23 protein-coding genes, 2 tRNA genes and 1 pseudogene are annotated in these 25,071 nt (G+C 38.6%); 12 read left to right on the plus strand and 14 right to left on the minus strand.

What is annotated here, in order from left to right; all coding sequences use genetic code 11:
- Positions 1-248 precede the first annotated feature (248 nt).
- Positions 249-1,031 carry a DUF3800 domain-containing protein gene (locus L0668_RS00135; RefSeq protein ID WP_235310039.1) on the minus strand — a complete coding sequence of 261 codons (783 nt, stop codon included), beginning with the start codon at positions 1,029-1,031 and terminating at the stop codon, positions 249-251.
- A gap of 661 nt (positions 1,032-1,692) precedes the next feature.
- Between L0668_RS00135 and L0668_RS00140 the strand changes: the two genes are divergently transcribed.
- The 4 genes from L0668_RS00140 (at position 1,693) to L0668_RS00155 (ending at position 5,145) form a co-directional block, all read left to right on the plus strand.
- A complete protein-coding gene (locus tag L0668_RS00140; protein WP_235310040.1) occupies positions 1,693-1,926 on the plus strand; it encodes an RH3 domain-containing protein in 234 nt (77 codons plus the stop codon).
- Positions 1,913-2,176 carry a type II toxin-antitoxin system RelE family toxin gene (locus L0668_RS00145; protein ID WP_235310041.1) on the plus strand — a complete coding sequence of 88 codons (264 nt, stop codon included), beginning with the start codon at positions 1,913-1,915 and terminating at the stop codon, positions 2,174-2,176. Before L0668_RS00140 ends, L0668_RS00145 begins: the two co-directional genes overlap by 14 nt.
- A 324-nt stretch (positions 2,177-2,500) precedes the next feature.
- On the plus strand, positions 2,501-2,899 hold the full coding sequence (locus L0668_RS00150) for a hypothetical protein (protein ID WP_235310042.1): 399 nt from the start codon (positions 2,501-2,503) through the stop codon (positions 2,897-2,899).
- An 86-nt stretch (positions 2,900-2,985) separates the two neighbouring features.
- A complete protein-coding gene (locus L0668_RS00155; protein WP_235310043.1) occupies positions 2,986-5,145 on the plus strand; it encodes a TonB-dependent receptor plug domain-containing protein in 2,160 nt (719 codons plus the stop codon).
- Between the two features lie 86 nt (positions 5,146-5,231).
- Here the strand turns inward: L0668_RS00155 and L0668_RS00160 are convergent, their stop codons facing one another.
- Entirely contained in the window at positions 5,232-6,128 is an 897-nt protein-coding gene (locus L0668_RS00160) for a LysR family transcriptional regulator (RefSeq protein ID WP_235310044.1), read from the minus strand.
- Between the two features lie 99 nt (positions 6,129-6,227).
- On the opposite strand from L0668_RS00160, the gene L0668_RS00165 reads away from it, so the two are divergent.
- From L0668_RS00165 to L0668_RS00180, 4 genes are all read left to right on the plus strand, one after another.
- On the plus strand, positions 6,228-6,947 hold the full coding sequence (locus L0668_RS00165; RefSeq protein WP_235310045.1) for an NAD(P)-dependent oxidoreductase: 720 nt from the start codon (positions 6,228-6,230) through the stop codon (positions 6,945-6,947).
- A gap of 703 nt (positions 6,948-7,650) precedes the next feature.
- Positions 7,651-8,157 (plus strand): sigma-70 family RNA polymerase sigma factor, encoded by a 507-nt coding sequence (locus L0668_RS00170; protein WP_235310046.1) that lies wholly within the window; start codon positions 7,651-7,653, stop codon positions 8,155-8,157.
- A 1-nt stretch (position 8,158) separates the two neighbouring features.
- Positions 8,159-8,818: a hypothetical protein gene (locus L0668_RS00175; RefSeq protein WP_235310047.1), complete on the plus strand. Its 660-nt coding sequence runs from the start codon at positions 8,159-8,161 to the stop codon at positions 8,816-8,818.
- A 175-nt stretch (positions 8,819-8,993) separates the two neighbouring features.
- Positions 8,994-9,479, plus strand: coding sequence for a hypothetical protein (locus tag L0668_RS00180; protein ID WP_235310048.1), 486 nt, complete (start codon positions 8,994-8,996; stop codon positions 9,477-9,479).
- 109 nt (positions 9,480-9,588) lie between these two features.
- Here L0668_RS00180 and L0668_RS00185 read toward each other — a convergent pair whose 3' ends face one another.
- Together L0668_RS00185 and L0668_RS00190 are read right to left on the minus strand one after the other, a co-directional pair.
- Positions 9,589-10,614 (minus strand): endonuclease/exonuclease/phosphatase family protein, encoded by a 1,026-nt coding sequence (locus L0668_RS00185; RefSeq protein ID WP_235310049.1) that lies wholly within the window; start codon positions 10,612-10,614, stop codon positions 9,589-9,591.
- Positions 10,615-10,962: 348 nt separating this feature from the next.
- Positions 10,963-11,186 (minus strand): annotated as a pseudogene (locus L0668_RS00190) (endonuclease III); the annotation flags it as partial.
- A gap of 234 nt (positions 11,187-11,420) precedes the next feature.
- Here L0668_RS00190 and L0668_RS00195 point away from each other — a divergent pair.
- On the plus strand, positions 11,421-12,584 hold the full coding sequence (locus L0668_RS00195) for a mechanosensitive ion channel family protein (RefSeq protein ID WP_235310050.1): 1,164 nt from the start codon (positions 11,421-11,423) through the stop codon (positions 12,582-12,584).
- Positions 12,585-12,610: 26 nt separating this feature from the next.
- On the opposite strand, the gene L0668_RS20970 is transcribed toward L0668_RS00195, so the two are convergent.
- Positions 12,611-12,880 (minus strand): iron-sulfur binding domain-containing protein, encoded by a 270-nt coding sequence (locus L0668_RS20970; protein ID WP_370659872.1) that lies wholly within the window; start codon positions 12,878-12,880, stop codon positions 12,611-12,613.
- Positions 12,881-13,014: 134 nt separating this feature from the next.
- On the opposite strand from L0668_RS20970, the gene L0668_RS00205 reads away from it, so the two are divergent.
- Together L0668_RS00205 and L0668_RS00210 are read left to right on the plus strand one after the other, a co-directional pair.
- Positions 13,015-13,248, plus strand: coding sequence for a PAS domain-containing protein (locus L0668_RS00205; RefSeq protein ID WP_235310051.1), 234 nt, complete (start codon positions 13,015-13,017; stop codon positions 13,246-13,248).
- A gap of 36 nt (positions 13,249-13,284) precedes the next feature.
- Positions 13,285-15,432 carry a PAS domain S-box protein gene (locus L0668_RS00210; protein WP_235310052.1) on the plus strand — a complete coding sequence of 716 codons (2,148 nt, stop codon included), beginning with the start codon at positions 13,285-13,287 and terminating at the stop codon, positions 15,430-15,432.
- Positions 15,433-15,599: 167 nt separating this feature from the next.
- On the opposite strand, the gene nth is transcribed toward L0668_RS00210, so the two are convergent.
- From nth to L0668_RS00255, 9 genes are all read right to left on the minus strand, one after another.
- Positions 15,600-16,232 carry an endonuclease III gene (gene nth / locus L0668_RS00215; protein ID WP_235310053.1) on the minus strand — a complete coding sequence of 211 codons (633 nt, stop codon included), beginning with the start codon at positions 16,230-16,232 and terminating at the stop codon, positions 15,600-15,602.
- A gap of 57 nt (positions 16,233-16,289) precedes the next feature.
- Positions 16,290-16,988: an electron transport complex subunit E gene (locus L0668_RS00220; protein WP_235310054.1), complete on the minus strand. Its 699-nt coding sequence runs from the start codon at positions 16,986-16,988 to the stop codon at positions 16,290-16,292.
- Entirely contained in the window at positions 16,981-17,643 is a 663-nt protein-coding gene (gene rsxG, locus L0668_RS00225; RefSeq protein WP_235310670.1) for an electron transport complex subunit RsxG, read from the minus strand. Before rsxG ends, L0668_RS00220 begins: the two co-directional genes overlap by 8 nt.
- A 98-nt stretch (positions 17,644-17,741) precedes the next feature.
- Entirely contained in the window at positions 17,742-18,836 is a 1,095-nt protein-coding gene (rsxD, locus tag L0668_RS00230; protein WP_235310055.1) for an electron transport complex subunit RsxD, read from the minus strand.
- Positions 18,836-21,172: an electron transport complex subunit RsxC gene (gene rsxC / locus L0668_RS00235; protein WP_235310056.1), complete on the minus strand. Its 2,337-nt coding sequence runs from the start codon at positions 21,170-21,172 to the stop codon at positions 18,836-18,838. Before rsxC ends, rsxD begins: the two co-directional genes overlap by 1 nt.
- 8 nt (positions 21,173-21,180) lie before the next feature.
- Positions 21,181-21,747 (minus strand): electron transport complex subunit RsxB, encoded by a 567-nt coding sequence (gene rsxB / locus L0668_RS00240; protein ID WP_235310057.1) that lies wholly within the window; start codon positions 21,745-21,747, stop codon positions 21,181-21,183.
- Positions 21,747-22,328, minus strand: a complete 582-nt coding sequence (gene rsxA, locus L0668_RS00245) for an electron transport complex subunit RsxA (RefSeq protein ID WP_235310058.1) — start codon at positions 22,326-22,328, stop codon at positions 21,747-21,749. Before rsxA ends, rsxB begins: the two co-directional genes overlap by 1 nt.
- A 178-nt stretch (positions 22,329-22,506) precedes the next feature.
- A tRNA-Asn gene (locus L0668_RS00250) sits at positions 22,507-22,583 on the minus strand.
- A gap of 49 nt (positions 22,584-22,632) precedes the next feature.
- A tRNA-Asn gene (locus L0668_RS00255) sits at positions 22,633-22,709 on the minus strand.
- 946 nt (positions 22,710-23,655) lie between these two features.
- On the opposite strand from L0668_RS00255, the gene L0668_RS00260 reads away from it, so the two are divergent.
- Positions 23,656-25,032, plus strand: coding sequence for an MATE family efflux transporter (locus L0668_RS00260; RefSeq protein ID WP_502572561.1), 1,377 nt, complete (start codon positions 23,656-23,658; stop codon positions 25,030-25,032).
- The last annotated feature ends 39 nt before the right edge of the window (positions 25,033-25,071 follow it).

The following is a 25,071-nucleotide window of genomic DNA, read 5'->3' on the forward strand; positions in this document are numbered from 1 at the left end:
AGGCCATACCTGAAGGGGTAGTGGTGCATTAGAAGCACTGGCCATATAAGCAGGGAATAGATGCTAGTAAATAGAGGTTAGAAAAAGCAAAGACTAGAAAACCAAAAAGCAGTGACTAGTTGCTAGTAAATAGATACTAGCATTTAACAGCACGGCTTCGCCGCCAAAGAATTTCACCACAGAGAACACAGAGATCACGGAGGAAAAGCAGTTGAAAAGTGGATGGATTAACTAACAGGAGGTTATCCTTATTTATTAGATTGTTCTATTTCACTTGGCTCGAGTGCCTTGATACTAAAATTAGGCGTAATTGTTTTTGTTGAAGGTCTTGACCTATTTTCAGACGGAAAGTGCCAAATGTTAAAGTCTTTATTGGGGTATGTATCATAAACCAGTTGATCCCAACCAAGCATATTTGCCATTTTAATAAATGTTGCTTCTTTTGCTACAGATAAAGTTAACTTAGGGTTTAGGAATTTCATGTAACCGGAGTTTACTGCACCAGTTAAGATATCTACGACTTGTAGACCAAGGTGCTCTTTTGAATCATTCATTGTTACTCCTTGAATGGTTCTATCTGAGCCAAGTTTTGCCAACATATTGTTAGCAACTATGCCAATAACTTCATCGTTCTTTTTATACTTGTCACACTTTTGGTCTATCAAAACGATAAGTTTTGATTTTACTTGTTTGGCAGTGTTTTTTAATAAGTACGTGTAGGTTTGATAAAATGCTTTTTCTCTATCTGATTTCCAGTTGTTGTAAATAGATTTTTCAACAACGATAGAGTGAAAGCAACACGAACTCCTCAGAACCATTGAGAGGATATCTACACAGATATTTGCTTGCCCAGCACTATTCTTAATTTTTGACCACTTTAATTCACCAACAATCCCACGTTTTTTCTTTAAATCAATAACGTATTTATTGAACTCGTCAACCTTTGGTTTTGGGACGCAAAGCAAACCAATAGAGTAACAGCGGTCACTTCCTGTCGTCCCACTTTCGTCTCCGTATACTAGATAGTCCAAGTGAGCCTCCGTACTCAGTGTGAAATATAACGCTTATTATCAAGCATGAGATATATAACTTCTCGATTTCATTTTTAGTTTCGTCACTATCAGCACTTACCTTGTAATAATTTTACCGCTATCAAAATTACTAAGAGTTGCAAAAGCAAAAGGAGGCCTGACTTAACGATACGTTTCTACTTGTTATTAAAAACCATGTGAAAAATATTTTCCATAGTTAAATTAATAACTTATTCAATACATCCTAGTTTCTGAATTTTTAGGTCATCCTATGAATGGGCAAATAGCTGCTTCATTTTTGTGTTACTGCTGTCGTTCCCTGATACGGCATTTCTGTATGTGGTTAAGAGGAAATACAAGGAGACTGTCTTAGAAGCTAGTAAAAACAAAAGCAACAAAAATATTGAACCACAAAGGGCACAGAGAACACTGAGAAAAGCATTAAAAGTAATGGTTAATCATTTTATATCTCAGCCATCTATTGCTTTTTTGTGTAGCGAAGCCTCTGTGAACTCTGTGATGAATCGCTTTTAGTCTCTTGGCTTTTGATTTAGTTAGCCTTTATTTACTCGCTACTGCTGTTTACTTTCTTTCCTTTAAATTCCTCATTACAATGTCTTGGTGCTATAATGTTATAACGCTATTTAGGTTTAGGTGATTCATGAGTACTTTATCAAAACGTTCAACTGTTTATTTTGAACCATCAATACACAGCGCGCTTAAGCTTCGTGCTGCATCATCTGATACGTCTGTATCAGAACTTATCGATGAAGCCGTAAGGCTGCTCATGCGTGAAGATCAAGAAGACTTAGAAGCCGTTAGGCAGAGAGTTGATGAGCCCGAAATATCATATGAAGACCTGTTAAATAGTTTGCAGTCTGATGGAAAAATATAAAATAACTTTCAAAAAGTCAGTGACCAAAGATTTTAAAACGCTTCCAAAAGCCGATATCAAAAAAATTCTTACAAAAATTGACTCACTTGCTGAAAATCCTCGAAGAGAAGGGGCTATTAAACTTAGTGGTCACGATCTATATCGAATTCGACAAGGTCTGTATCGAATAATTTATCAAATTAGAGATAATGAATTAGTCGTTCAAGTGATTAAGCTTGGCCATCGTTCGGATGTTTATAAACGTACCTAATACGAACTGTAGAGATGATGGTCTTAGAAGCATAAATTGGATTCTAGAGAAAAGCAGAAGTAAAAAAGTTTAACAATCAGTTAGTTTTTCTCTGTGTTGCGAAGCCTCTGTGAACTCTGTGGTGAATAGTTTTTAGCCTTTTGGTCTTTGGATTTAAACTAGTTTCTATTTACTCGATACTGCTCTTCACTTCACCCTTAAAAATCCTTACAATAGCCGCGTTTTTTGTTAGAGGTTAACTACCTCATTAAGGGTAATATGTTTAAACCATTGTCAAAATTGCTGTTGATGATAACTCTGTTGGTTGCTTTTATAGGGCAATCTATGGCTTATCATTTTATTGCCTTTGATGATGTTAGTCTTAGTGTTAATGCTGAGGTACAAGTCTTTGACGACGTGTCTAATTTACCAACGAAAAGTACTCTACCAACAAAAAACTCTCAACAAACAGAAAACAGCCTGCAGCAGGCTCCTCTACAAAACGATAATCTCGATGACGTTAGCGCAACAGTGCCAGATGAAGTTGATGACTGCTGTGACATAGACTGCTGTGACGGCGAATGCTTTTGTCCGGCTAACGCTTGTAGCTCTCTAGCTTTTTTAGACAATACTCTTGGTTACTTAAAGATAATGCTTGCCAGTGAGTCTATGTTGTCACTCGCCCAAGCATCCCCCGTGCATATTGTTACCTCCTTGTATCGGCCGCCTATTTTTACCTCATAGTCTGCTAGTTCCACCCCTAGAAACCACTAAAACTCGTTTTATTAATTGCGAAATTTTCGCAGTTTTTAGCATTATTTGAGGTAAAAATGCTTACTAAATATTCTAATGTCGCAATGGCTATGCTGTTAGTGCCGGCAATATCTTTCGCAAGTGCAGATGACCAGTATCAAGATCTCAATAAAGAAGCTCATGAAGAGCAGCTTACAGATCACCAAGCAGATCACCAAGACGCTCACAATAATGAAGACCATCACGATGGCCATGAAGAACAACACCATGAAGAAGAGCATCACGAACATCATCATGAACACGGCGAAACTAAGGTTGAAAAAATCCAAGTTACCGCATCACGCCTTGGCCGAATTGTTACTGAGTCGGCGACCCGTATCGAAATTATCAACGGTGAAGAAATTCAAGAAAAAGCCCTAATGCGCCCGGGCAATATTTCTATGCTGGTGGCCGAAACGGGCGGTGTGCGGGTGCAAAATACCTCTCCAGCTTTGGGCAGTGCCAATATTCGATTACAGAGTATGTATGGCCGTTATACCCAGTTACTCAGTGATGGTTTGCCTTTATACGGCGGGCAAACGGCATCTATAGGTTTATTACAAATTCCACCTACCGATTTGGCGAATGTTGAAATTATTAAAGGTTCTGCATCGTCTCTTTATGGTGGTTCTGCTCTAGGTGGAGTGATCAATTTAATTTCTCGGACGCCGTCAGATGAATTTGAAGGGGAGGTGTTATTAAACGCCACCTCAAAAAATGGCCAAGATTTTACCTCGTATTTTGCCGCGCCTATAAACAACAGCACTAGTGCTTCGTTAACCGCTGGCATCCACAATCAACAGCAACAAGATTTAGATGACGATGGATGGCTGGATATGGCCGAATTTCAGCGCGCCACCATTCGCCCTCGTTTGTATTGGGAGGGTGAAAATGGCGCTAATTTATATGTGACTGTTGGCGCTATGAAAGAGCAACGCATAGGCGGCACCACAGAAGGCGGCACTGTGCCAGACGGCAATCCTTTTGCACAAAATCAAGATTCACTGCGTCTCGACAGTGGTTTTATTTTTGATAAACCCCTAGCTGATGAGCTTAATCTAAATGTGCGTGGCTCGGCCATGCGCCAAGAGCACGATCATGTTTACGGTATGCTTGAAGAAAATACTGGAGAAAACGCTGTAGAAAGCGATCTTCACCAAAGCTACTTACTTGAATCCAGCGTATCAGGTTACAGTAATAAAACGGCCTGGGTAGTGGGTGCCGCTTACCAAGTAGAACGCTTTGATTCTGAAGATTTTGCCGAGTTTAATTATCACTACCAAGTGCCGGGCTTGTTTTCGCAAGTGGATTATGAAGCCAGTGATGAAGTGTCAATGTCGCTTAGCGCTCGCGCCGATTGGCATAGCGAATATGGTACTCAGTTTAGTCCAAGAGTTTCTGTACTATATAATCCTGACAACTGGACCATTCGCGGCTCATACGGCCAAGGCTTTTTTGCTCCCACACCTTTTATTGAAGATATTGAAGACGCGGGTTTATCGCGCCTAGCACCTTTTGAAAATGTTATTGAAGAGCAAGCCACCACGGCTTCTATCGATATTACTTATCTGTTTGATAGTGTTGAAACTAGCCTGACATTATTTTCATCTGACGTGGATAATGTCACTGAACTTGAAGTGATCGATCCCCTTGATGCTATGGATAATCCAGCTGGCTCAAACAAACAAGTGCGTATTGTTAATGCCTTAGGTGCCAGCGAAATACGCGGTGCCGAATTACTACTGCGCTATCGCTGGCACGACATAAAACTAACGGGCAGTTATTTGTATACTGATGCCACTAAACAAAGTGACTCTGGCTTTGGCCGCGAACCATTAACCCTCACGCCAAAACACTCGGCAGGTGCGGTAATAATGTGGGAAGAGCATGGCAGTCACCTAGTAGGGTTCGAAGCTTATTACACCGGAACTCAGCACTTAGAGGGTAGCTCTTTTTCTGCCAGTAATGGGCCCAGTAAAAGCGATGCCTATTGGCATTTAGGCTTACTTGGCCAAATTACCATTGGCAAAGTCAGTTATTTCCTTAATGCCGAAAACCTCCTCAATGTGCGCCAAACCAGAGAGCATTCTTTGCTGCTACCACAACAAGCCCCAAGCGGACGCTGGACCACTGATATTTGGTCACGAAACGACGGCTTTACTGTTAATGCTGGTGTGCGTTTTAAATTTGGTGATTAACGGGATTAATAGTTAAGGGATCTAAAACACAAGATTTTACAAGGCGTATTCATACAAATGAATACGCCTTTGTATTTTGTATAAGGTTAGCTACTCTGACCTAACTCACTACCTAGGAAGTCGAATACACGCCTTACTCTAAGGTTTGTTCGTAGCTCTTGGTGGCAAACTAACCAGATCGGTAGCTCCATTGCAGGTCCAATATGTTCAAATGCGCGTACAAGCTTAGGTTGTTTGTCAGCCATATTTTCAGGAAAAAATATAAGGCCTAAGCCCTCTTTACAAAGTTCAAACTGGAGTAATTGGAAAGAAGTTATAAGTTGAAAGTTTTGTTTCGACAAACTCCAGCCTTTTGGTTTGAGTATTTCAGAAATAGCGTCGCTTTGATCAAAGCCAATAATTTGCACGCCTGCTAATTCAGTAGGTTGTGATAAAGCGGGTAATTGCTGAACATAATCTCTTGTACCGTAAAGCCAGATAACTTCGTCAGCTAATTTTTTGGCGATCAAATCTTGCTGAGTGGGTCTAAAGTTTCTAATGGCGATATCTGCTTCTCTTCGCTTTAGGTCGCTTGCTTCATTTGTCACTACTACTTCAATGTTGATCCCCGGCTCTATGTTGCGTAATTTCGCAATGACTTTTGGTAAACGAAATACGGCGTCTAACTCACCGGCAGAAATAACCACAGTGCCTTCAATTTGTTGCGATTGTCCAGTAGCCGCTAATGAAAACTGCATCGCTGCACTGCCCATAGTTCGAGCATGCTCTAAAAGTTCTACTCCGCTATCGGTTAATACCAGTCGCTGACCCACACGTTCAAATAATGTGGTGTTAGTTTCTGCTTCAAGAGCTGCAACTTGCCTACTTAAAGTGGGCTGTGTCATACCTAAGGCTTTTGCGGCAGCAGATAAAGTGCCTTCTTCAGCTGTGACTAAAAAAGCGCGAGTATGGTTCCAGTCAAATTTTATGGACTTCCAGTTCATACAAATATGTATACCTATCTTGCAAGTTTAGGTAATTTACCTACTGTTATCGTATATGTATAGTGCCAACTAATTACTTTATATGTGCGGAGGTGTTGTATGACAATTTTAGTTTTGGGCGCGACTGGGGCAACGGGGCGCTTGTTAGTTGAAGAGTTACTACATCAGGAACAAAAAGTGAAAATCGTTGTTCGTTCACGAGACAGGTTCCCAGATTTTTTAACCTCTCATAATCAGCTAACTATAACGGAAGCTAATTTATTGGATATGTCAGATTTTGAGCTTCAAAGCCAAGTTCAGGGGTGCAAAGCCGTGATATCGTGTCTAGGCCACAACTTAACCTTTAAAGGCATGTTTGGTCACCCTAGGCGTTTAGTTAGTATTGCAACTAAGCGTATATGTGAAGCAATAGGCAAAACCAGTCCTAAAGTGCCAGTCAAATATATTTTAATGAATACTACAGGCAACCAAAATAAACTGGCAGGTGAGACTGTATCGATCGCGCAAACTATGGTGCTCGGATTGTTAAGACACCTTTTACCTCCTCATGCTGATAACGAGGAAGCCGCCGACTATTTGCAATCGAAGTTCGGCATAAATCAAAAGGTTATTGAATGGGCAACGGTGCGCCCAGATAGTCTTATTAATGAGTTATCTGTCACTGAATACCATGTCTATTCATCTCCTATTCGCAGTGCTATCTTTGACGCAGGGCAAACGAGCCGAATTAATGTCGCTCATTTTATGTCGCAGTTGAGCATAAAGCATGACTTATGGAAAAAGTGGAAAGGCCAAATGCCTGTGGTTTACAACGCTTAGAGTTAAATAATGTTTAAAAATTAACGCCAATTTGAAAGTAATAAGGTTACCCCTAATGAATTCTTGTTATTCAGTTAATTTTTAAACTCACATAAGTTTTCGATGGTACATGAAACGACTTTTAGTCGTTTTTGTTTTACTAAGTAGACTTTTTGCACTATGGGCAATTTTTACAATTCGAGCCTCTAAATATCTGGATGTGTGCTGCTATGCTGGGCATGCATTTTGTACACTGTGTTTTAGTTGCTGAGAATAACGATTTCACAAAACAATACTCCTTTTCTGATTATTTACACAATATTATTTACACAAAATTTTGATGAAGTTAAAACTTAATAAGTTGCTATTTAAAAGCGATATTCAGAATGAGGGGCGAGCACTAATGTCATTAGTTGAACTGGCTCTGATACCCAGATTTAATGCCATACCTTTTTGAAAATTACGACTCCAGTTCCAGCTACTGCCCCGAATAGTCATTCTACAAAATTGCGGTTTATTTCAATATTTTTAAAAATATTTGTGATTATCTCAGCCATGCTGCGAATAACTAGATAACAATATTATGTAAGTATTATTAAGAAGCGAAGGAACAAGAAAAGGAGACAAGGATGTCTATATTTAGAAAACACAAAAACATAGTATTGGCAGGAAACATACTTACATACATTACTAGTTTTAAATTAAATGATGGATTGAAGAATGAATGAATACAACTAATAAGGCGTTATTTGCGCAAACAATGGAGCAACATAAGGGCATTGTTTATAAAATTGTGAATTCATATTGCCAAAATCAAGATGATCGACAAGACCTTGCTCAAGAAATATTAACCACTATGTGGCTGGCTTATGACAATTACGATCCAGAATACAAATTTTCTACTTGGATGTATCGAATAGCGTTAAATGTTGCCATTTCATACTACCGTAAAGACAGTAAGCGAGTAGATAGAGCCAACGCAGATGAAGAATGTCTTGTGAAAATTGCTGACTTCTCTCAAGAAGAAGAACGCAACCAAGATGTCATGTTGTTATATCGATTTATTGGACAACTGGATAAGTTAAATAAAGCGATCATGCTGCTCTACCTGGAAAGTGAACCATACGACAGCATAGCGAATAGCTTAGGTGTCAGTAAAACCAATGTGGCGACGCGGATTGGCCGAATTAAAGAAACATTAAAAAATCAATTTGAAAAACAGGAGTCCTAATATGAATTTAGATAACTTTAAACATACTTGGCAGCAGCAATACAGTGGCACTGTAGAGGCTATTAAAATAGACCAAACAATGTTGACTGAAATGAAAGTGAATAAACAAACCAAAGAACTCAATAACATGAAATGGGCGCGTATTATTGAGAGCGTAGCGTTTTTCTGCATCATTGTTTTATTGGGGCAGTATATTGCTACGGACTTTAGTCTTTCAGCATCTACGATATCTGCATTTATCCTTAATATCTTTGCCATTGTTGGGTTGGCGGGAAACATTGGTCAAATTGTTCTCATTGCAAAAATTGATTACGCCAAGCCGGTTAGCCAATTGCAGAAAGATATCTACAGCATTTGCTCACATAAATTACAATTAACTAAGTTATTACTCATGTCAGTACCTTTTTATCTGGCTTATGTTTTTATAGGATTTGACGTGCTGCTGGGAATCGACTTGTTGCAACACTTAGAGCTGCACATGATTTGGTTTTATTCCTTATCATCATTATTGCTTTTAATTGGCACAACAGTGGTGTTAGCTAAATTAGATTACAAAAATATAGAGAGATCTTGGGTTAAAAACACCATTCAATTTATTGTTGGTGATCGTTTAGTCAATATGGCTCAATTCATAAACAGTATAGAGGCGACTGACAGCTAAAGGATTAGCTGTGTTATTCCCAGCATCTGGAGTAACTATGGATGCTAGGGGCTATTCCGTCTTATCTTTACAGTCACTCAAACCTTCTAATAAAGAAGCGTCACATATAGATTTTCGTGCTGTACATATATAACGACCATACAAGATCAACCAATGGATTTTAGGATCTAGAATTATGATGAAAGTACTTAGAGTTGGGAAAACCAGAGTTATTGGCGGGGGAATTTCGTTAGTTGGATTAATCTTGAGCGTTTTTTTTGCAACGCAGACAAGTTTCAGCATCAGACTGGAAAGTTGGTTGAGTCAGGAATACTGGGTGCAGTTTATGCCTTTGGTATCAAGTATATTATTACTCTTCGCTGGTTTGTTGGCCGTCTTCGAGCGACCCAATGCAAATTTCACCTTAGCGCTTTTTGGACATACAGTTTCAGAGCAAATCATTTTTGCTTGGCTTGGATTAACCGATCTCAGCTCCAGCATATTGGACCTGATTGGACTAAAAAGCCTTAACTTTCCGGATTATACGATATTGTGGTTCTTTGGTTTATCTCTCATCTCCCTGTTGATAGCCTATAGCAATGTACTAAATTTGAGGCGCGTGTCCTTTGGCGAAGCAATGATTGGGATCGCCACCGGAGTGGTCGTTAGTTTTGTTGCCTAATCAATTATTAAATATGGATTTATAAGGGCTTAATATACTGGTCGGCAGTATAAAGTGATGATGCAGAAACTAATCGCTCTAGCTATTCTGTCAGTTTTACTAACCCTTTTTATTTTTTCTGCCAACTAAACTTTGTAATTAGTGGTAAATGATCAAACACCTTTTCTACGTTTTTTCCCGAAAGGTTTAAAGACTTTCGGGCTTCAAGCGAAATAAGCTCTGGATTAAAAATATAGCCATTATTCAGTTTTAAACTGGTTGGGCTATAAATAACTAAATCTAACACACGGGATGGAAATTTGGTGCCACGCCCGTCCCATGTCCAAGTTTGCCTTCCGTCAATATGAGTTAGCTCAGCTGCAATAAGACCAGAAAGCGGCTTGTCATATGGACCAGACATAATTACTAGTGGCGTAACTGTGCTGACTAGGTTCAAATCCCCGGCGACAATAATTCCATCCACTCGAATCCGTTTGGTTATACGCTTTATTTGTTTCCGAATTTCCCGCGCTTCGACTCTGCGCTTATCTTCTTCCCAACTACTCGGGTCACTGCCACAGCATTCTAAATCAAGAGAAACTAATAATAGCCGTTTGTCTTGGTGCAAAATTATTGCGCCATTAACCGATATGCCAGTGTCTAGGCTTTGTGCGTATTTTAACTCACCACCTTTAATTATAAGCTCTTGTAAACGTGCTTTGTCAACGTCTGGATAAGCCACTATTTTTTGGAATTCAGGCAGTGTTTCAATAGGGTAACGGCTGGCGATAATAGTTCGTTGTCTACCACCACTTGCCCCTAAATTAACGTACCAGTTACGTTTACCCTTAAAATTAGAGGCAGGTAATGCTTTTAGTAGTTGCGCCTCATTTGCTTTATCTGTTACTTCATCTAACAACAGAATATCTGCTTTTGATTTTTCTATCAGTGATTTAAATAGCTCAGGTTTTTTTATAAACGCATCGCCAGAAATGTTCCATGAAAACACATTAACATCCTTCGCTGTAGATGCTGTTTGGATTTCATCAATAGTTTCATCTTTGAGATAAACAGTGGAAGATTCGCCTAAGCTGCTCTTAGCAAAAATTGTATTGGTGTTTAATATAATTATAAATAGCGAAAAAATACGGAACATAAATGGTCTCTTTAATTCACGATGCACTGAGAGGTTAACTTCTGAAATTTAATAAGATGTGACATGCAACTCTTTAGTCAACATGAATATAAGTAAAATAAAGCATCAGCCCGCTCTATACAAGAGATCAATTTTTCTTGAATTTTGGTTTTACAAACAGGCCTTTATTCTAAAATAAAGGCCTTACAAACAGTTAAAATTGCCATCCAAAAGACAATTAATTACCCAATTGGATAGATCGAGTAAATACCCAAGATAATGCCCTCACGTTAAGAATATGACTGAAGCTGTTTTAAATTGACACTCTAAATAGTTTTCATAGATGCAGGATCGATTGTAGTCAAAACATTACTCAGTTTTATCCTTAAACTCACACAAATCTTCAATAATACACGAGCTACATATTGGTTTTCGGTCGATGCTGGTGTAGCGGAAATCTAGTATTAACCATTGGTGTACGTCTACTGTAAATTAAGCAGGAACCACTTTTAGCAGTTTTTGTGCGACCAAGTCGACGTTTTGTCCATGACTAATTTAGTGTAATTGGTATAAACATGAGTGTTTAGAGCCATTATACTGGGTCAGCCAAAAGATTTAGAGACTAGATATAAACAAGTTAGACATAAGATAATTCGGAACAACGCTAATTTACGGTTGAAAATGTGCCAAAGCAGATATGCAGGCTACACTCACTCTCGTTGCGTTTTTGTATAATATCAATTTGGTGCGATCTTGCATGGATTGGGTGCGATTGTTTGTTCTGAACAGTTAAATATTTACCATATATTTCAATTGGCTACGGCACTATGACTGCCTTTTTTAGTGGTGTGATAATTGCTTCATTGGTCAATAAGTACTTTAACAGGATGCATATTTCCTTGACCGCAATCGCAAATATTCCTAGTTGGCTAGCTGAGTGGATTCCTTTTTGGGCAATAGGGCCAGCATTCTTCTTTATAGTCTTGTTTAGCCTTTGGTTGGTCAAGCGCTTTTTATACGTGTATTTAAGAGCATTGAATCATCCCAAAAACTATAACTGGTCTGGAATAACAGTCCGAGCGGCCAACCGTCCCTTAAGTTTGTTGATAGTGACAATAAGTTTAAAGGCAACAGAAAAACTTGTTCAACTCTATGACGAAACAGTCATCACCTGGGCGACTCAGATTAATACTGTTGCATTGCTGTTAACGACGGTATCAATGTTAGTTTTTACTGATCACTTTGCTCGTATGAGTATTACACGCATTATTTCAAAGGGAAGTGGTTTGCGCAGTAGTGGCACCCTTTTAAGAGGGCTTCTGCGGGGAGTCATTATTATCATTGGTGTGCTGTTTATACTGAGTAATATCGGTATTTCGATCACGCCGTTTGTTGCCTCGTTAGGCATAGGCTCCCTTGCCGTTGCACTAGCCTTACAACCTACCTTGGAAAACTTTTTCTCAGGTATTCAAATGCTGGCTGATAAGCCTATTAGAGTAGGTGATTTTATTGAGTTAGATTCAGGTGAACAAGGGTTCGTTGAAAAGATAGGATGGCGTTCTACATGGATAAAAATGCTTCCAAACAACATAGTTATCATGCCTAACAGTAAGCTTGCACAGTCTAAAATAATTAACTATTACTACCCCGAAAAACAGCTGTCTGTGCCGGTAGATCTTGGTGTTCATTATGACTCTGACCTAGAACATGTTGAGAAAGTGACACTTGAAGTTGCAAAGCAAGTGTTAAAAAACCACAAATGGGGAATTCCAGAATACGACACATTTGTGATTTTTACGGGGTTTGACGACTCTAGTATTAATTTAACCGTGATGTTGCGGGCACAAGAATACTTTAATCGCTTTTTTATTAGATCCGAATTTATCAAAGCTTTACACAAAAGGTACGCGCAGGAAGGAATTGTGATCCCATACCCAATTCGAGCGGTAAATCTCAATCAAGAAGGTAGCGCAGATACTTTAAAACGTTAAATTCACAGCAGGTTGTGAGTGATTTATTACTCTATTTTATTCTTAATCTCACACAAGTCTTCAATGATACAAGAGCCACAACGAGGTTTACCAGCCACACAACTATAGTGGCCGTGGAGAATTAACCATTGATGTGCGCTTGCTTTGAGAGATGCGGATACGACTTTTAACCGCTTTTGCTCAAATTTAAGTATTAAGAATGCGTGACATGTTGAAGTTCGATGAGACCCTAGGTGAGGAAAAGCGGCTATTAGACTGAATAAAAGCCTACTATCTCTTGTGTATCTATCTTGCACTCTTTATTTTCCAAGCATATAAAAACTTAAAAAAAGGTAAAAATATAACACTAAGTCTTTTACTATTAAGAATCATAAAATATAGTTATTGTTATATTTGATTAAAGAATAGATGTCCTTAATAGTGAGTTATTATGAGTAATCCCAGAAACGCCCTCGAAGCTGAGATTGACCAGCTAAAAGCTCAACTTTTAAACGCTAAATCTGAAAATATAAAGTATAAAAAATTATTTGAAGTTTCTGCAGACGCATTATCAATAATTGACCTGAAATCCGGTGAATTCATAGAATGTAACCAGGCTGCAATTGACTTGCATGGCGTCCAAAATGAAGAACATTTCCTTAATTTAAAGCCTTCCGATATCTAACCAGAGTATCAACCATGTGGCAGACGTTCAGAAGAAATGGCTAGAGAATATATTGAAAATACTCTCACTAAAGGCCCCCAACTTTTTCAGTGGACCCACTCTCGGATAAACGGCTTAACATTTCCATGCCTTGTCTCACTCACAGCATTAAATATGGATGGTAAATCTCTTGTGTTAGCCATAGGTAGAGACATTAGTGAACTAATTGAGACGCAAAATAAATTGCATATTGCATCAACAGATATTGAACGAATTAGTTCGGCTTTCAATGAGGAAAAAGAAAAATTTGAACAGTTTTTTAGTTTAGCGCCGGTAGGAATTGCAATTAATAGAATTGACGATGGGACATTTGAATATATTAACAAAGAGTTGAGTCGTTTTAGTGGTTATAACAAAGACGAACTAAACCAAATGGACTATTGGCAAATGACGCCGAAAAAGTACGAAGAGCAAGAAAAAGCACAACTGCAATCTCTATCAGAAATAGGCCGTTATGGGCCATACTTTAAAGAATATATTCATAAAAAGGGCCATACCTATCCAGTACAGTTGTCTGGCGTAAAAATTAAGAGTAGTAATGGTGATGATTTGATTTGTTCTGTTGTCCAAGATATTACTCATCAAAAACAAATAGAGACTGAATTACAAATAGCCAAAAAACAAGCTGAAACCAACACTCTGAGAATGAAATTGGCGAATGAATCGGCTCAAATAGGTGTTTGGGAGTGGGATGTGGTTTCGGGGGAACTCATCTGGGATGAATGGATGTACAAGTTGTATGGGATTCAAGAGAATACCTTCTCTGGTGCTTATGAAGCCTGGACTAATAGTTTACAACCTGATGATATGGAAGAGTCTAACAAACAATTAGAGGATGCCGTAGCCGGCATAGGAACTTTTAATCCAGAGTTCAGAGTTGTGCATCCAAATGGACAGGTTAGAACACTTAAAGCAAGTGCAGAAGTTGTCAGAGACAAAGATGGCAAGGCTTTAAAAGTTATTGGGGTGAATTACGATATCACAGATAAGATAAATGCAATAAATGAGCTAGAAACTGCTAAACATAAGGCAGAGCAGGCAACCCAGACTAAAAGTGAGTTCCTTTCTAACATGAGTCATGAGATACGCACGCCTATGAATGCAATTTTAGGCGGGCTACAAATGGTCAATACTAACAGCTTAGATACTATGTCAAAGGTAATGCTAAAAAATGCAGTATCTTCTTCTAAATCTTTGTTGACCATCATCAACGATATTTTGGACTATTCAAAAATAGAGAGTAATAAACTAAGCCTTGAGCAAGAACCTTTCTCAATGAAGGATATAATTAAATCAGTCATGTTTGAAGTAGACAGTATCGTCAGTAATAAGGGTATTCAACTCGTTAGTAATATTGATGAAAGTTTTAATGAACACTGGTTGGGAGACATTGTCCGAGTTAAGCAAATCTTGCTCAATCTTGTGTCGAATGCTGTTAAATTTACACAAAAGGGGAGCGTAAATATTGCTTTGAACCAAATTCTACATAAAGAGCAACAGGCTATTAGTATTGAAGTGGCTGATACAGGCATTGGCATGGGCGAGAAAGCTCAAGCACGTATATTTGAACGTTTTTCCCAAGCTGACAACTCAACCACTCGTAAGTTTGGAGGCACTGGACTAGGTATGTCGATTACACTCGACCTTATTCGGATGATGGGAGGAAAAATTGATGTAAAAAGTAAGGAAGGTAGAGGTACTAGAATTATAGTCATATTACCCTTAGCTATAACTGATAAGAGTGTCAGTTCTCTCATGCAAAAATCTATGACTCCGTCGCTACTGAGTGAAAAGAAAATACTGATTGCAGAGGATAACGAAATCAATCAAATTGTTATTCAGTCAATGCTCGAAAGTACTCACGCGGTATTAACGGTAGTAGATAATGGTAAACAAGCTGTGGAAGCCGCTAAGAAGGAAGATTTTGATTTGATACTGATGGATATACAAATGCCAGAAATGGATGGTGTTGAAGCAATGCAAAATATCAGTCATTTCAATAAACATATACCGATAGTTGCATTAACCGCGAATGCCATGGTTGATGACGTATCAAATTATTTAAGCCAAGGATTTAATGCTCATATAGCCAAACCTATCGATATTGGTACTTTATACGGTGTTTTAAACTCATTTTTAAAGTAAGCATCTGTTGTGTTTTAGGTCTCAACCAGTTTGGACTCTGCAATAGCAGCAGAAGATAATGCTCATGATTACAGACTAAAGTTAACTGGGCCGAAAATCAGTTAAATCGCAGGAATTGGCTTTTACATCCACACAATGAACGGATTAACCTTACAAAAAATCGAGAGTTATTCCGTCTTATCCTTAAACTCACATAAGTCTTCAATAATACATGAACCACATCTTGGTTTACGGGCTACGCAGGTGTAACGGCCATGTAGGATTAACCAGTGGTGTACGTCTACTTTAAATTCAGCGGGTACTACTTTGAGTAGCTTTTGTTCTACTAAATCTACGTTTTTACCCATGGCTAATTTAGTACGATTCGATACTCTAAAAATATGCGTATCTACCGCTATTGTAGGCCAGCCGAAGGCTGTGTTGAGTACTACATTAGCGGTTTTACGGCCTACACCGGGCAGCGCCTCTAAGGCTTCGCGGTTTTCGGGTACTTCGCCACCATGCAAGTCCACTAACATTTGGCAGGTTTTCATGGTGTTTACGGCTTTGGTATTAAACAAACCTATGGTTTTAATGTATGACTTTAAACCATCTAAACCTAAATCTAAGATGGCTTGTGGGGTGTTAGCTACGGGATATAACTTAGCAGTGGCTTTATTCACCCCTACATCGGTTGCCTGAGCTGAGAGTAAAACCGCGATTAATAGCTCAAAGGGACTATTGAAGTTGAGTTCAGTAGTAGGGTGGGGGTTGTTGTCTCTTAATCTAGTTAATATTTCTAAACGTTTAGTTTTATTCATTTTATTATCGTTTTATTATTTTACACTCTAAAAATCTAGCATCTAGCATCTAGCTTCTTAGCTTTCAGTGGTGACTCGGGCTCTTTGTACTATTTTTTGTTCTTTTTTAGCCATGAATAGGTTTTCCATATGTTCATCTAGCACATTTTTTAAGGCAATAATTAAGCCCATAAATAAAAATGCGCCTGGCGGCAAAATAGCTAATAAAAATGGACTGTCAGTTTCAAATACGGTGATTTTTAACATACGTGCCCAATCCCCTAACAATAAGTTGGCACCATCAAATAAAGTACCGTTGCCTAATAATTCACGAATGGCACCTAATAAAACTAGCACTAAGGTAAACCCTAACCCCATCATTAAGCCATCAAAGGCAGACTTTCCTAGGGGGTTTTTAGAGGCATAAGCCTCGGCACGGCCAATAATGGCGCAGTTGGTAACTATTAGTGGAATGAAAATACCTAAGGCTTGGTACAACTTAAAAGTGTAAGCATTCATTAATAATTGCACTATGGTTACAAAAGCGGCAATGATCATCACAAAAATCGGTATGCGGATCTCATTAGGGATCCAGTTTCTAATAATTGATACAGCAGAGTTTGAACCAATTAATACAAGTGTGGTGGCTATGCCTAAGCCTAAACCATTGGTCAGAGTTTGAGTGACAGCTAATAAAGGACATAACCCCAATAACTGAATGAGGGCTGGGTTATTTTTCCAAAGACCTTGCCACGTTAACTCTTTAAATTCACTCATCTAGGTTACCCATTTCGGCAGTGGTTGGTAATGCGCAGGCGTTTTCTGCTTTAAAAATTGTCTCTTTGTTTTTTAGGTAAAACTCAATACTTTTCTTGACCGCTTTGACAACAGAGCGAGGGGTGATTGTAGCGCCAGTAAATTGATCAAATTGCCCGCCATCTTTTTTAACTGCCCACATGTGGGCGTTGTTTTGATTGTATTCTTGTTGGTTAAAATCGAGGATCCAATCACTTATTCTTAGTTCAATTTTGTCACCTAAGCCTGGGGTTTCTTTGTGGGATAGAATTCGTACGCCAGATACAAGTGCATTTTCTGCATTTGTTGAAAACATGCCAACAACCAAGTGAATTTTTCCACTATAACCATCAGGGGCTGTGGTTTCTATGGCGACTGCAGCTGCATCACCTTCCAGACGGGCTCGATATATACGATGAGGTTTATTGTCGCCTAAATACTTTGGGTCTTGAATTTGAGCACAATCAAGGTGGATCTGATTGTCGTAGCTATTTTCGTTAACCACAGCATTTAATATGGATAATAACTTTTGTTGTTGCTGCTCAGCTATTTGTTGTTTGGTACCAAAGTAGGTCAGGGCAATTAAGCCTGTAGTAACAATTGCGAAAACCCCTAGAATGATTCCATTTCTAGCCATGTTACTTTGTACTGTGGGAGTTTTGGCTTGATTAGCATCTTGGTTCACGCCATGATCTTGGTTCACACGATTATCTTGGCTCCCGCCCTTATCTTGGCTCATGGCTGTTTCCCCTTAGACTTTAAAGCGTTTGGGGCTTGGTGTCCGTACGTACGAGGACGAGTGTAATAATCAATTAATGGCACTGCCATATTCATTATCACTACAGCAAAAGCAATTGCATCGGGATATCCACCCCAAGTACGAATAATATAAACCCAAACACCTATAGCAGCACCAAAAATTAAGCGACCTTTATTGGTTGTAGAGGCTGATACAGGATCGGTAGCTATAAAAAATGCACCTATGATAATACTGCCATTTAACAGATGGAATATGCTAGAAGGGTAAACATCTGAGTCAACCAATGACATAAATAAAGCACACACAAATAGCCCTGCAAGCATACTCACGGGAATATGCCAGTTAATGACTTTTTGTTTGATTAAAAATAAACCGCCTGCTAGATAGGCTAAACTCACCCAACTTGAGGCTACGCCAACTCCAGTAACCACACTATCAAAAATTTTATGCTCTAAGCCTTCTGAATAGGTAAAACCTTGAATTAAGCTGGTTTTAACTGTGTCTAGTGGCGTGGCCATAGTCACCCCGTCAATATCCGTTTTTAGTTGAGCAATACTAAATCCTTCGACACTGTAACTGGTGAATATGACGGATAAAGCATCCCAAAAATCATGAGTATATTGCGCTAAGTTTACCGGTGGTAACCATTGGGTCATTTGCACTGGGAATGAAACCAACAACATAACGTAAGCGGCCATCGCAGGATTAAAGATATTAAAACCTAAGCCACCGTATAGCTGTTTTACAATGGCAATTGCAAAGAATGTCCCGATAACAATAACCCACCAAGGAGCAAAAGGTGGAATACTAATGGCCAATAATATAGCTGTGACTATGGCACTATAATCTTTTAATGCCCGCTCAAAATCACGTTTACGCAATTCTAGGATGGCGGCTTCAGTCACAGTCGCTGTGATAACCGCTAATATAACTTGAATAATGGTACCCCAACCAAAAAACCAAGTTTGCATCAAGATCCCTGGAACTAGGCACAAAATGACTAACTTCATGACTTGACCGAGATCTCGATTAGCATGTTGATGAGGAGAGCTAGCTAATTTAAAGTTCATTAGGACTTATCTTCTTTGTTTTCTTTGGGAGCCGAGTTCTCTACGGTTTTCTCTGCTTGCCTTTTGGCTTTAGCCTTGGCTACAGCAACTGCGATTCTGCGCTTTTTAGTTACTAAGGGATCTTCTATAGCAGAGTGTTCAATGTTTTGTTTTGAGCTCGATTCTTGCTGGTTATTCGGATCTTCAGCTAATTGCTCTACTTGGGCTAAAGTTTTTTCATTAGCTAAAGATTTTTCTTTGGCTAAAGGCTTTGTTATTTGAATTTCAGATGCTTTAGCTTTCTTTTGAGCTTCTCGTTTGGCTTTTGCTTTGGCAACAGCTGCGGCAACTTTGGCTTGTTTTTGCTCCGCGATGTTTTGAGAGATTTGGTTGTCTGAATTTTCCTCATGTGAGGGGGAAACTGACTCTTGCTCTGGTTTCTTTGTATCTTGTTGCACTACTGTACGGGGCACATCAGAGACTTTGGTTGCTTCATGTACAATCGGTTTAGACTCTACAATGTTCTCATCTTGATTTTCAATGTTAAGGCTACCAGATGAAGACTTTTCTTGCTCGGTAGTTATCTCTGGTGTTTGATTACTCTTTGTCGCAACCGCCGCTTTTTTAGCTTTAGCTCTGGCAATTGCGGCTTGTACTCTTTGATTAGAGCTGGCTGAAGGTTTTTCTGTGGCTGCATCAACGATTTCATGTTTTTGAGTTGGCTCATCATTACTTTCGATGGGTGGAGTCTTCTGAGAGTTAATCTCACTTTTAGTGTCAAGGTTTGAGTCGGCAGCAGCTAATCCTTGTTTTTTGGCTTTAGCTCGAGCCAAAGCAGCGGCAATTTTATCTTTAGCATTATTACCTTTAGATTCCATCGCTTGTTTTCTAGCCTCTGCGGCGAGTCTGTGCTTTTCATCTCTGGCGGCTTGCTCCGCTTTTAGTCTAGCGGCACGTTTTTCAAAACGTTCTCGTGCTTTATCTGCTTGTTGTTTTTCATCTAGTTCATTGCGAATATCCGCTTTGGCTACTCGATAATAATGGACCAATGGTATTTCACTGGGACAAACATAGGCACAAGCTCCACATTCAATACAATCAAACAAATTGTATTCTTGGGCCTTGTCTAATTCTTTGGCTTTGGCATGCCAAAATAATTGTTGGGGTAACAAGCCTGCCGGACAAACATCGGCGCAGGCCCCACAACGAATACATGCTTGCTCGTTGAGTTCAGCCATTTCTGAATCAGCGGGCACCAATACACAATTACTGGTTTTAATAATTGGTACTAGTTCGTCTGTGACCGTAAAGCCCATCATGGGGCCACCTATAATGGCACGAGCTTGTTTTTGTGAACTCGCCTGATATCCGCATTCATTGAGTATGTGTTTAATTGGCGTGCCAATTAAGGTCCAATAATTAGCGGGTTTTGATACAGCTTCACCAGTCACTGTGGTCACACGCTGGATCAAAGGTTTACCAGAAAAAATTGCGTCAGCAACAGCAAAACAAGTACCCACATTATGGCTAATAACACCTACATCAATAGGTAAACCTTGAGCAGGGACCTCTCTATTAGTTAATATCTGAATAAGTTGTTTTTCACCGCCAGATGGATATTTAGTAGGTATCTCAACCACTTGATATAATGGATTTTCTCTGCAAGCAATTTGCAAAGCCTCTATGGCTTCTGGCTTGTTTTTTTCTATGGCGATAAAAACTTGTTGGGGTTGTACCATGTGGGTTAACACGTCTATACCTTGACGAATTTGCCAAGCATGTTCGCGCATTAATCTATCGTCAGATGTAATATAAGGTTCGCATTCCACTCCATTAATAATCAAAAATTCCACTTTTTTGCTGGTCGACAATTTAATATGAGAAGGAAAACCTGCGCCACCCATGCCACTGATACCGGCATCACAAATCTTAGTTAACAAGTCTATTTTAGGTTGATTTTGATAATCAAGGGTAGGGGATAATTCAGTCCAAGTGTCCTGTCCATCAGTTTCTATTTCTATACTTAACTCTGGTATGCCAGAGGGGTGAGGTGACACGTGTTTTCTTATCGCGGATATTTTACCTGATGTAGGCGCATGAATTGGTACGGCAAAAGGATTGGCGCTTTTAGATAAAGCTTGGCCTTTTAATACTTGTTGGCCCACTTCTACAATTAAATTACCTTCAACTCCTTTATGCTGTTTAACTGTGACATATAGTTTTTCAGGAATAGGTAATGTAGCAATGGGTTGTAAATTTGATATTTCTTTTCGCTCAGGCGGGTAAATTCCACCTGGAAAATCCCATAATTCATCACTATCTATTTTGTGAACTATTTGCTCATAACTTGTTTGCATAGTTTTCGCTAATTTACTTGTTTAATTGGGATAGCATCTAATTTCCATCGCCAAGACGCGGTATTGTTTTCAACCGGTACCATATCAATACAATCAACCGGACAAGGCTCTACGCATAAATCGCAACCTGTGCACTCATCCTTAATCACAGTGTGCATTTGTTTCGCAGCCCCTAAAATGGCGTCAACTGGACAGGCTTGAATACACTTAGTACATCCAATACATTCATCTTCGCGAATATAAGCGACTTTTTTTACATCTTCTTGGCCATGTGCCGCATCTAAGGATTTAGCTTCAACGCCCATTAAATCTGCTAGCTTTTTAATGGTAGCTTCGCCACCTGGCGGGCATTTGTTTATTTCGTCTCCATTTGCAATGGCTTCTGCATAGGGTTTACATCCTGGATATCCACATTGACCACATTGGGTTTGTGGCAAAATTTCGTCTATTTGATCCACTAAGGGATCACTTTCAACTTTAAATTTAATAGCAGCGAAGCCTAATATAGAGCCAAAAATGATGGCCAGAATACCGAGTGCCAATAAAGCTGTAAGTATTGCTAAAGATAAAGACATTAAAACTTAACCAAGCCAGTAAATCCCATAAATGCTAATGACATTAAACCTGCGGTGATCATGCCAATAGAGGCTCCTTTAAATGGTTTAGGTACATCTGCTACCGCTAATCTTTCGCGCATAGCGGCAAACAAAATTAATACCAATGAAAAGCCTGCAGCGGCGCCAAAACCATAAATAATTGATTGCACAAAATTATGTTCTTTGTTGATATTTAATAGTGCCACACCCAATACCGCACAGTTGGTGGTAATTAAAGGTAAAAATATACCCAGTAAACGGTATAAGGTTGGACTGGTTTTGTGTACTACCATCTCGGTAAATTGCACTACTACGGCGATAACCAAAATAAAACTCAAGGTACGTAAATAGCCTATACCTAAAGGCAGCAAAATATAATGTTCAACTAGATAGCTTGAAACTGATGCCAGGGTTAGCACAAAGGTAGTGGCCATAGACATACCTATGGCAGTTTCAAGTTTTCCGGACACGCCCATAAATGGGCATAAGCCAAGAAACTGAGCCAATACAAAGTTGTTTACTAAAACAGTGCTAATCAGTAGTAATAAAAATTCGGTCATCTTTAGTGAGTATCTGCCAAAGGTGGTGAAAACCTGCTTATTATCTAAGTTTAAGAGTCTATTAACAACTTGATATTAAAAAGTTTATTGGTAATTGAGTGAAAATGTCTAAAAAAACGAGAAAAAACAGAATTAGAAAAGGTATACGAAGGTTTTATACAGTGATATGAGCCAAATTTGGCTCCCCCTCCCCGACTCGAACGGGGGACCTGCGGATTAACAGTCCGTCGCTCTAACCAGCTGAGCTAAGGGGGAATACAAATTTACATTCAAATAGTAAGCTACTATTTGAACCAACTATAGTTGGCTCCCCCTCCCCGACTCGAACGGGGGACCTGCGGATTAACAGTCCGTCGCTCTAACCAGCTGAGCTAAGGGGGAACTATAGTGTTGTTGAATACTCAGCTTGGTTAGTAATAACCGGCTGCTTTTCAACGGTGGCGAATGTTAATGAGCAAGCAGCTCTGTGTCAACACTCAATTCAAGTATTTTTGAATCTTTTTTTAAAATTGTATTTTATCTAATCAATTGAACAAAAAGTGACTGCAAACAAGTGAAAAATTGAGCAATTTTTAAATATAAAATGAAATGGCTTGTCAAAAGAATATGACATTTTTTTAAAGATCCTTTTTATTGGCCTTTATAGTAATTAGTTATTAATAATCTATTGAATACTGTGTTTAATACCAGTGTTTAACAAAAGTGTAACCTTAAACGGCTTATCAAAAGGTTAGTGTTTACTAACATTAATATTCTAACATCACTTGTCTAAACTGCGCCAAATAACGTGCGAGGCTAGTTATCCACTAAACCTGTGGATAAGGTTGTGAATTAAAATGTTTCAGGATACAAATGTAATAGCTAAATGATGTCAATACTTTTAATTGGAAATAGTTGAATTTAATTTAATTTACAATTAAAACAATGGTTTATGATTTTTTTTGGTTGGTTGGTTAAAGATTGTACTTTAGTCGTAATGATGAATTTATTGCTTGTGTGTTGTTTTTAAAGAGAAATTTAAATTTCTCTTTAGATCAAGGGTTTTTATTGTTTTTATTTAATATATTTTTTCTGTCACATAGTTGACAAAAGACTAAAGATTAAATATTTGCATACAAAACCGTCAATATAACGACATTAAAGTGTATCTAATTAGGTACGCAATGAAATTTAATTAATATTTACAATTATGTAACATTAGTTTTGGTAAATATAACTAAAGCTGCAATAAAATTCGGGTATTATGGTTCTAATGATTTGATGTTTGGGTCTGATGAAATTTTAGATTTTTTATTTCATCTCTTCGCCATTTTAAGTGAGATATATATTGAGGTCAGTAACTAACCAATCACGCTCACCAGATTTGTTAAATAATGATATCGCTAAAACCTTATATAAAATGACCATGCCTATGATAGTGGGCATGATCATGTTAATGACATTTGGTTTAGTGGATACATTTTTTATAGGTTTGTTGGGGACCCAAGAACTAGCCGCCATTAGTTTTACTTTTCCTGTGACATTTACCGTAATCAGTTTAAACATTGGTTTAGGTATAGGTACTTCCGCTGTAATCGCTAAATTCTTAGGTGCTGGAGATAGTATCAAAGCCAAAGAGACGGCAACCGGAGCCTTAATGTTAACCTTTGTGTTGGCAATATGTTTAGCTGTGATTGGTGTCTTTACCATTGATCCAATTTTTCGTTTATTAGGGGCTGACAACAATTTAATACCATTAATTCAAGAGTATATGGTTGTGTGGTACGCAGCAGGTCTATTCTTAGCCATGCCTATGGTGGGTAATAGTGTGTTAAGAGCCTCAGGTGATACCAAAACCCCCAGTTATGTAATGGCCTTTGGTGGTTTAGTTAATGTAGTACTTGATCCTATTCTCATTTTTGGTTTAGGTCCTATTCCTGCTTTAGGGATCCAAGGTGCGGCCATAGCGACACTAATAGCTTGGGCTATTGGGTTATTTTATATTTTGTATTTGCTGGCCATTAAACGCCAATTAATGGAGCCTAAACTCTTAAATTGGCAAGAGCTTAAACGCAGTACAGGTGGGATTCTAAGAATTGGTTTACCTGCTGCAGGTGCTAATATGTTAACCCCGATCGCTACAGGTGTAGTGACTGCCATAGTGGCAACTTATGGTAATACCGCGGTTGCTGCTTGGGGAGTAGGGGGAAGGTTAGAGTCTATTGCTAGTATTGTGGTTTTGTCTTTATCTATGTCCTTACCGCCTTTTATTAGTCAAAATTTTGGGGCAAATAAATTAAGTCGAGTGAATCAAGCCTATACTTTATGCATTAAATTTGTGATTGCTTGGCAGTTTTTAATTTTTGTGATTATTGCCTTTTTAGCACCGTATATTGCCGCAGTGTTTACCGATGAAATAGAAGTAGCGAATACTATAGTGTTATTCTTGCTGATTGTGCCCTTAGGTTATGGTTTACAAGGTTTAGTGATATTAACTAACTCGTCGTTTAACGCTATGCATATGCCCATGTCAGCACTGATTTTAAATTCCATTCGTTTGTTTGCCTTTTTTGTACCAGTTTGTTATCTGGGTAGTCAGTGGTTCGGCTTAAAAGGGATATTTTGGGCCACCGTTATTGCAAATTGTTTAACTGCGTTAGTGGCTTATGTGTGGTGTAAAAATATTTTGAATATCAAGTTTAAACATACTGAAGAGATCGTTTAGTTTATTAATTGTTACTAGAGAATAAGTAGAGAATTGGTA

Origin of the sequence: Paraglaciecola algarum, assembly GCF_021532655.1 — a bacterium.
In the GTDB taxonomy this organism is placed as follows: domain Bacteria; phylum Pseudomonadota; class Gammaproteobacteria; order Enterobacterales; family Alteromonadaceae; genus Paraglaciecola; species Paraglaciecola algarum.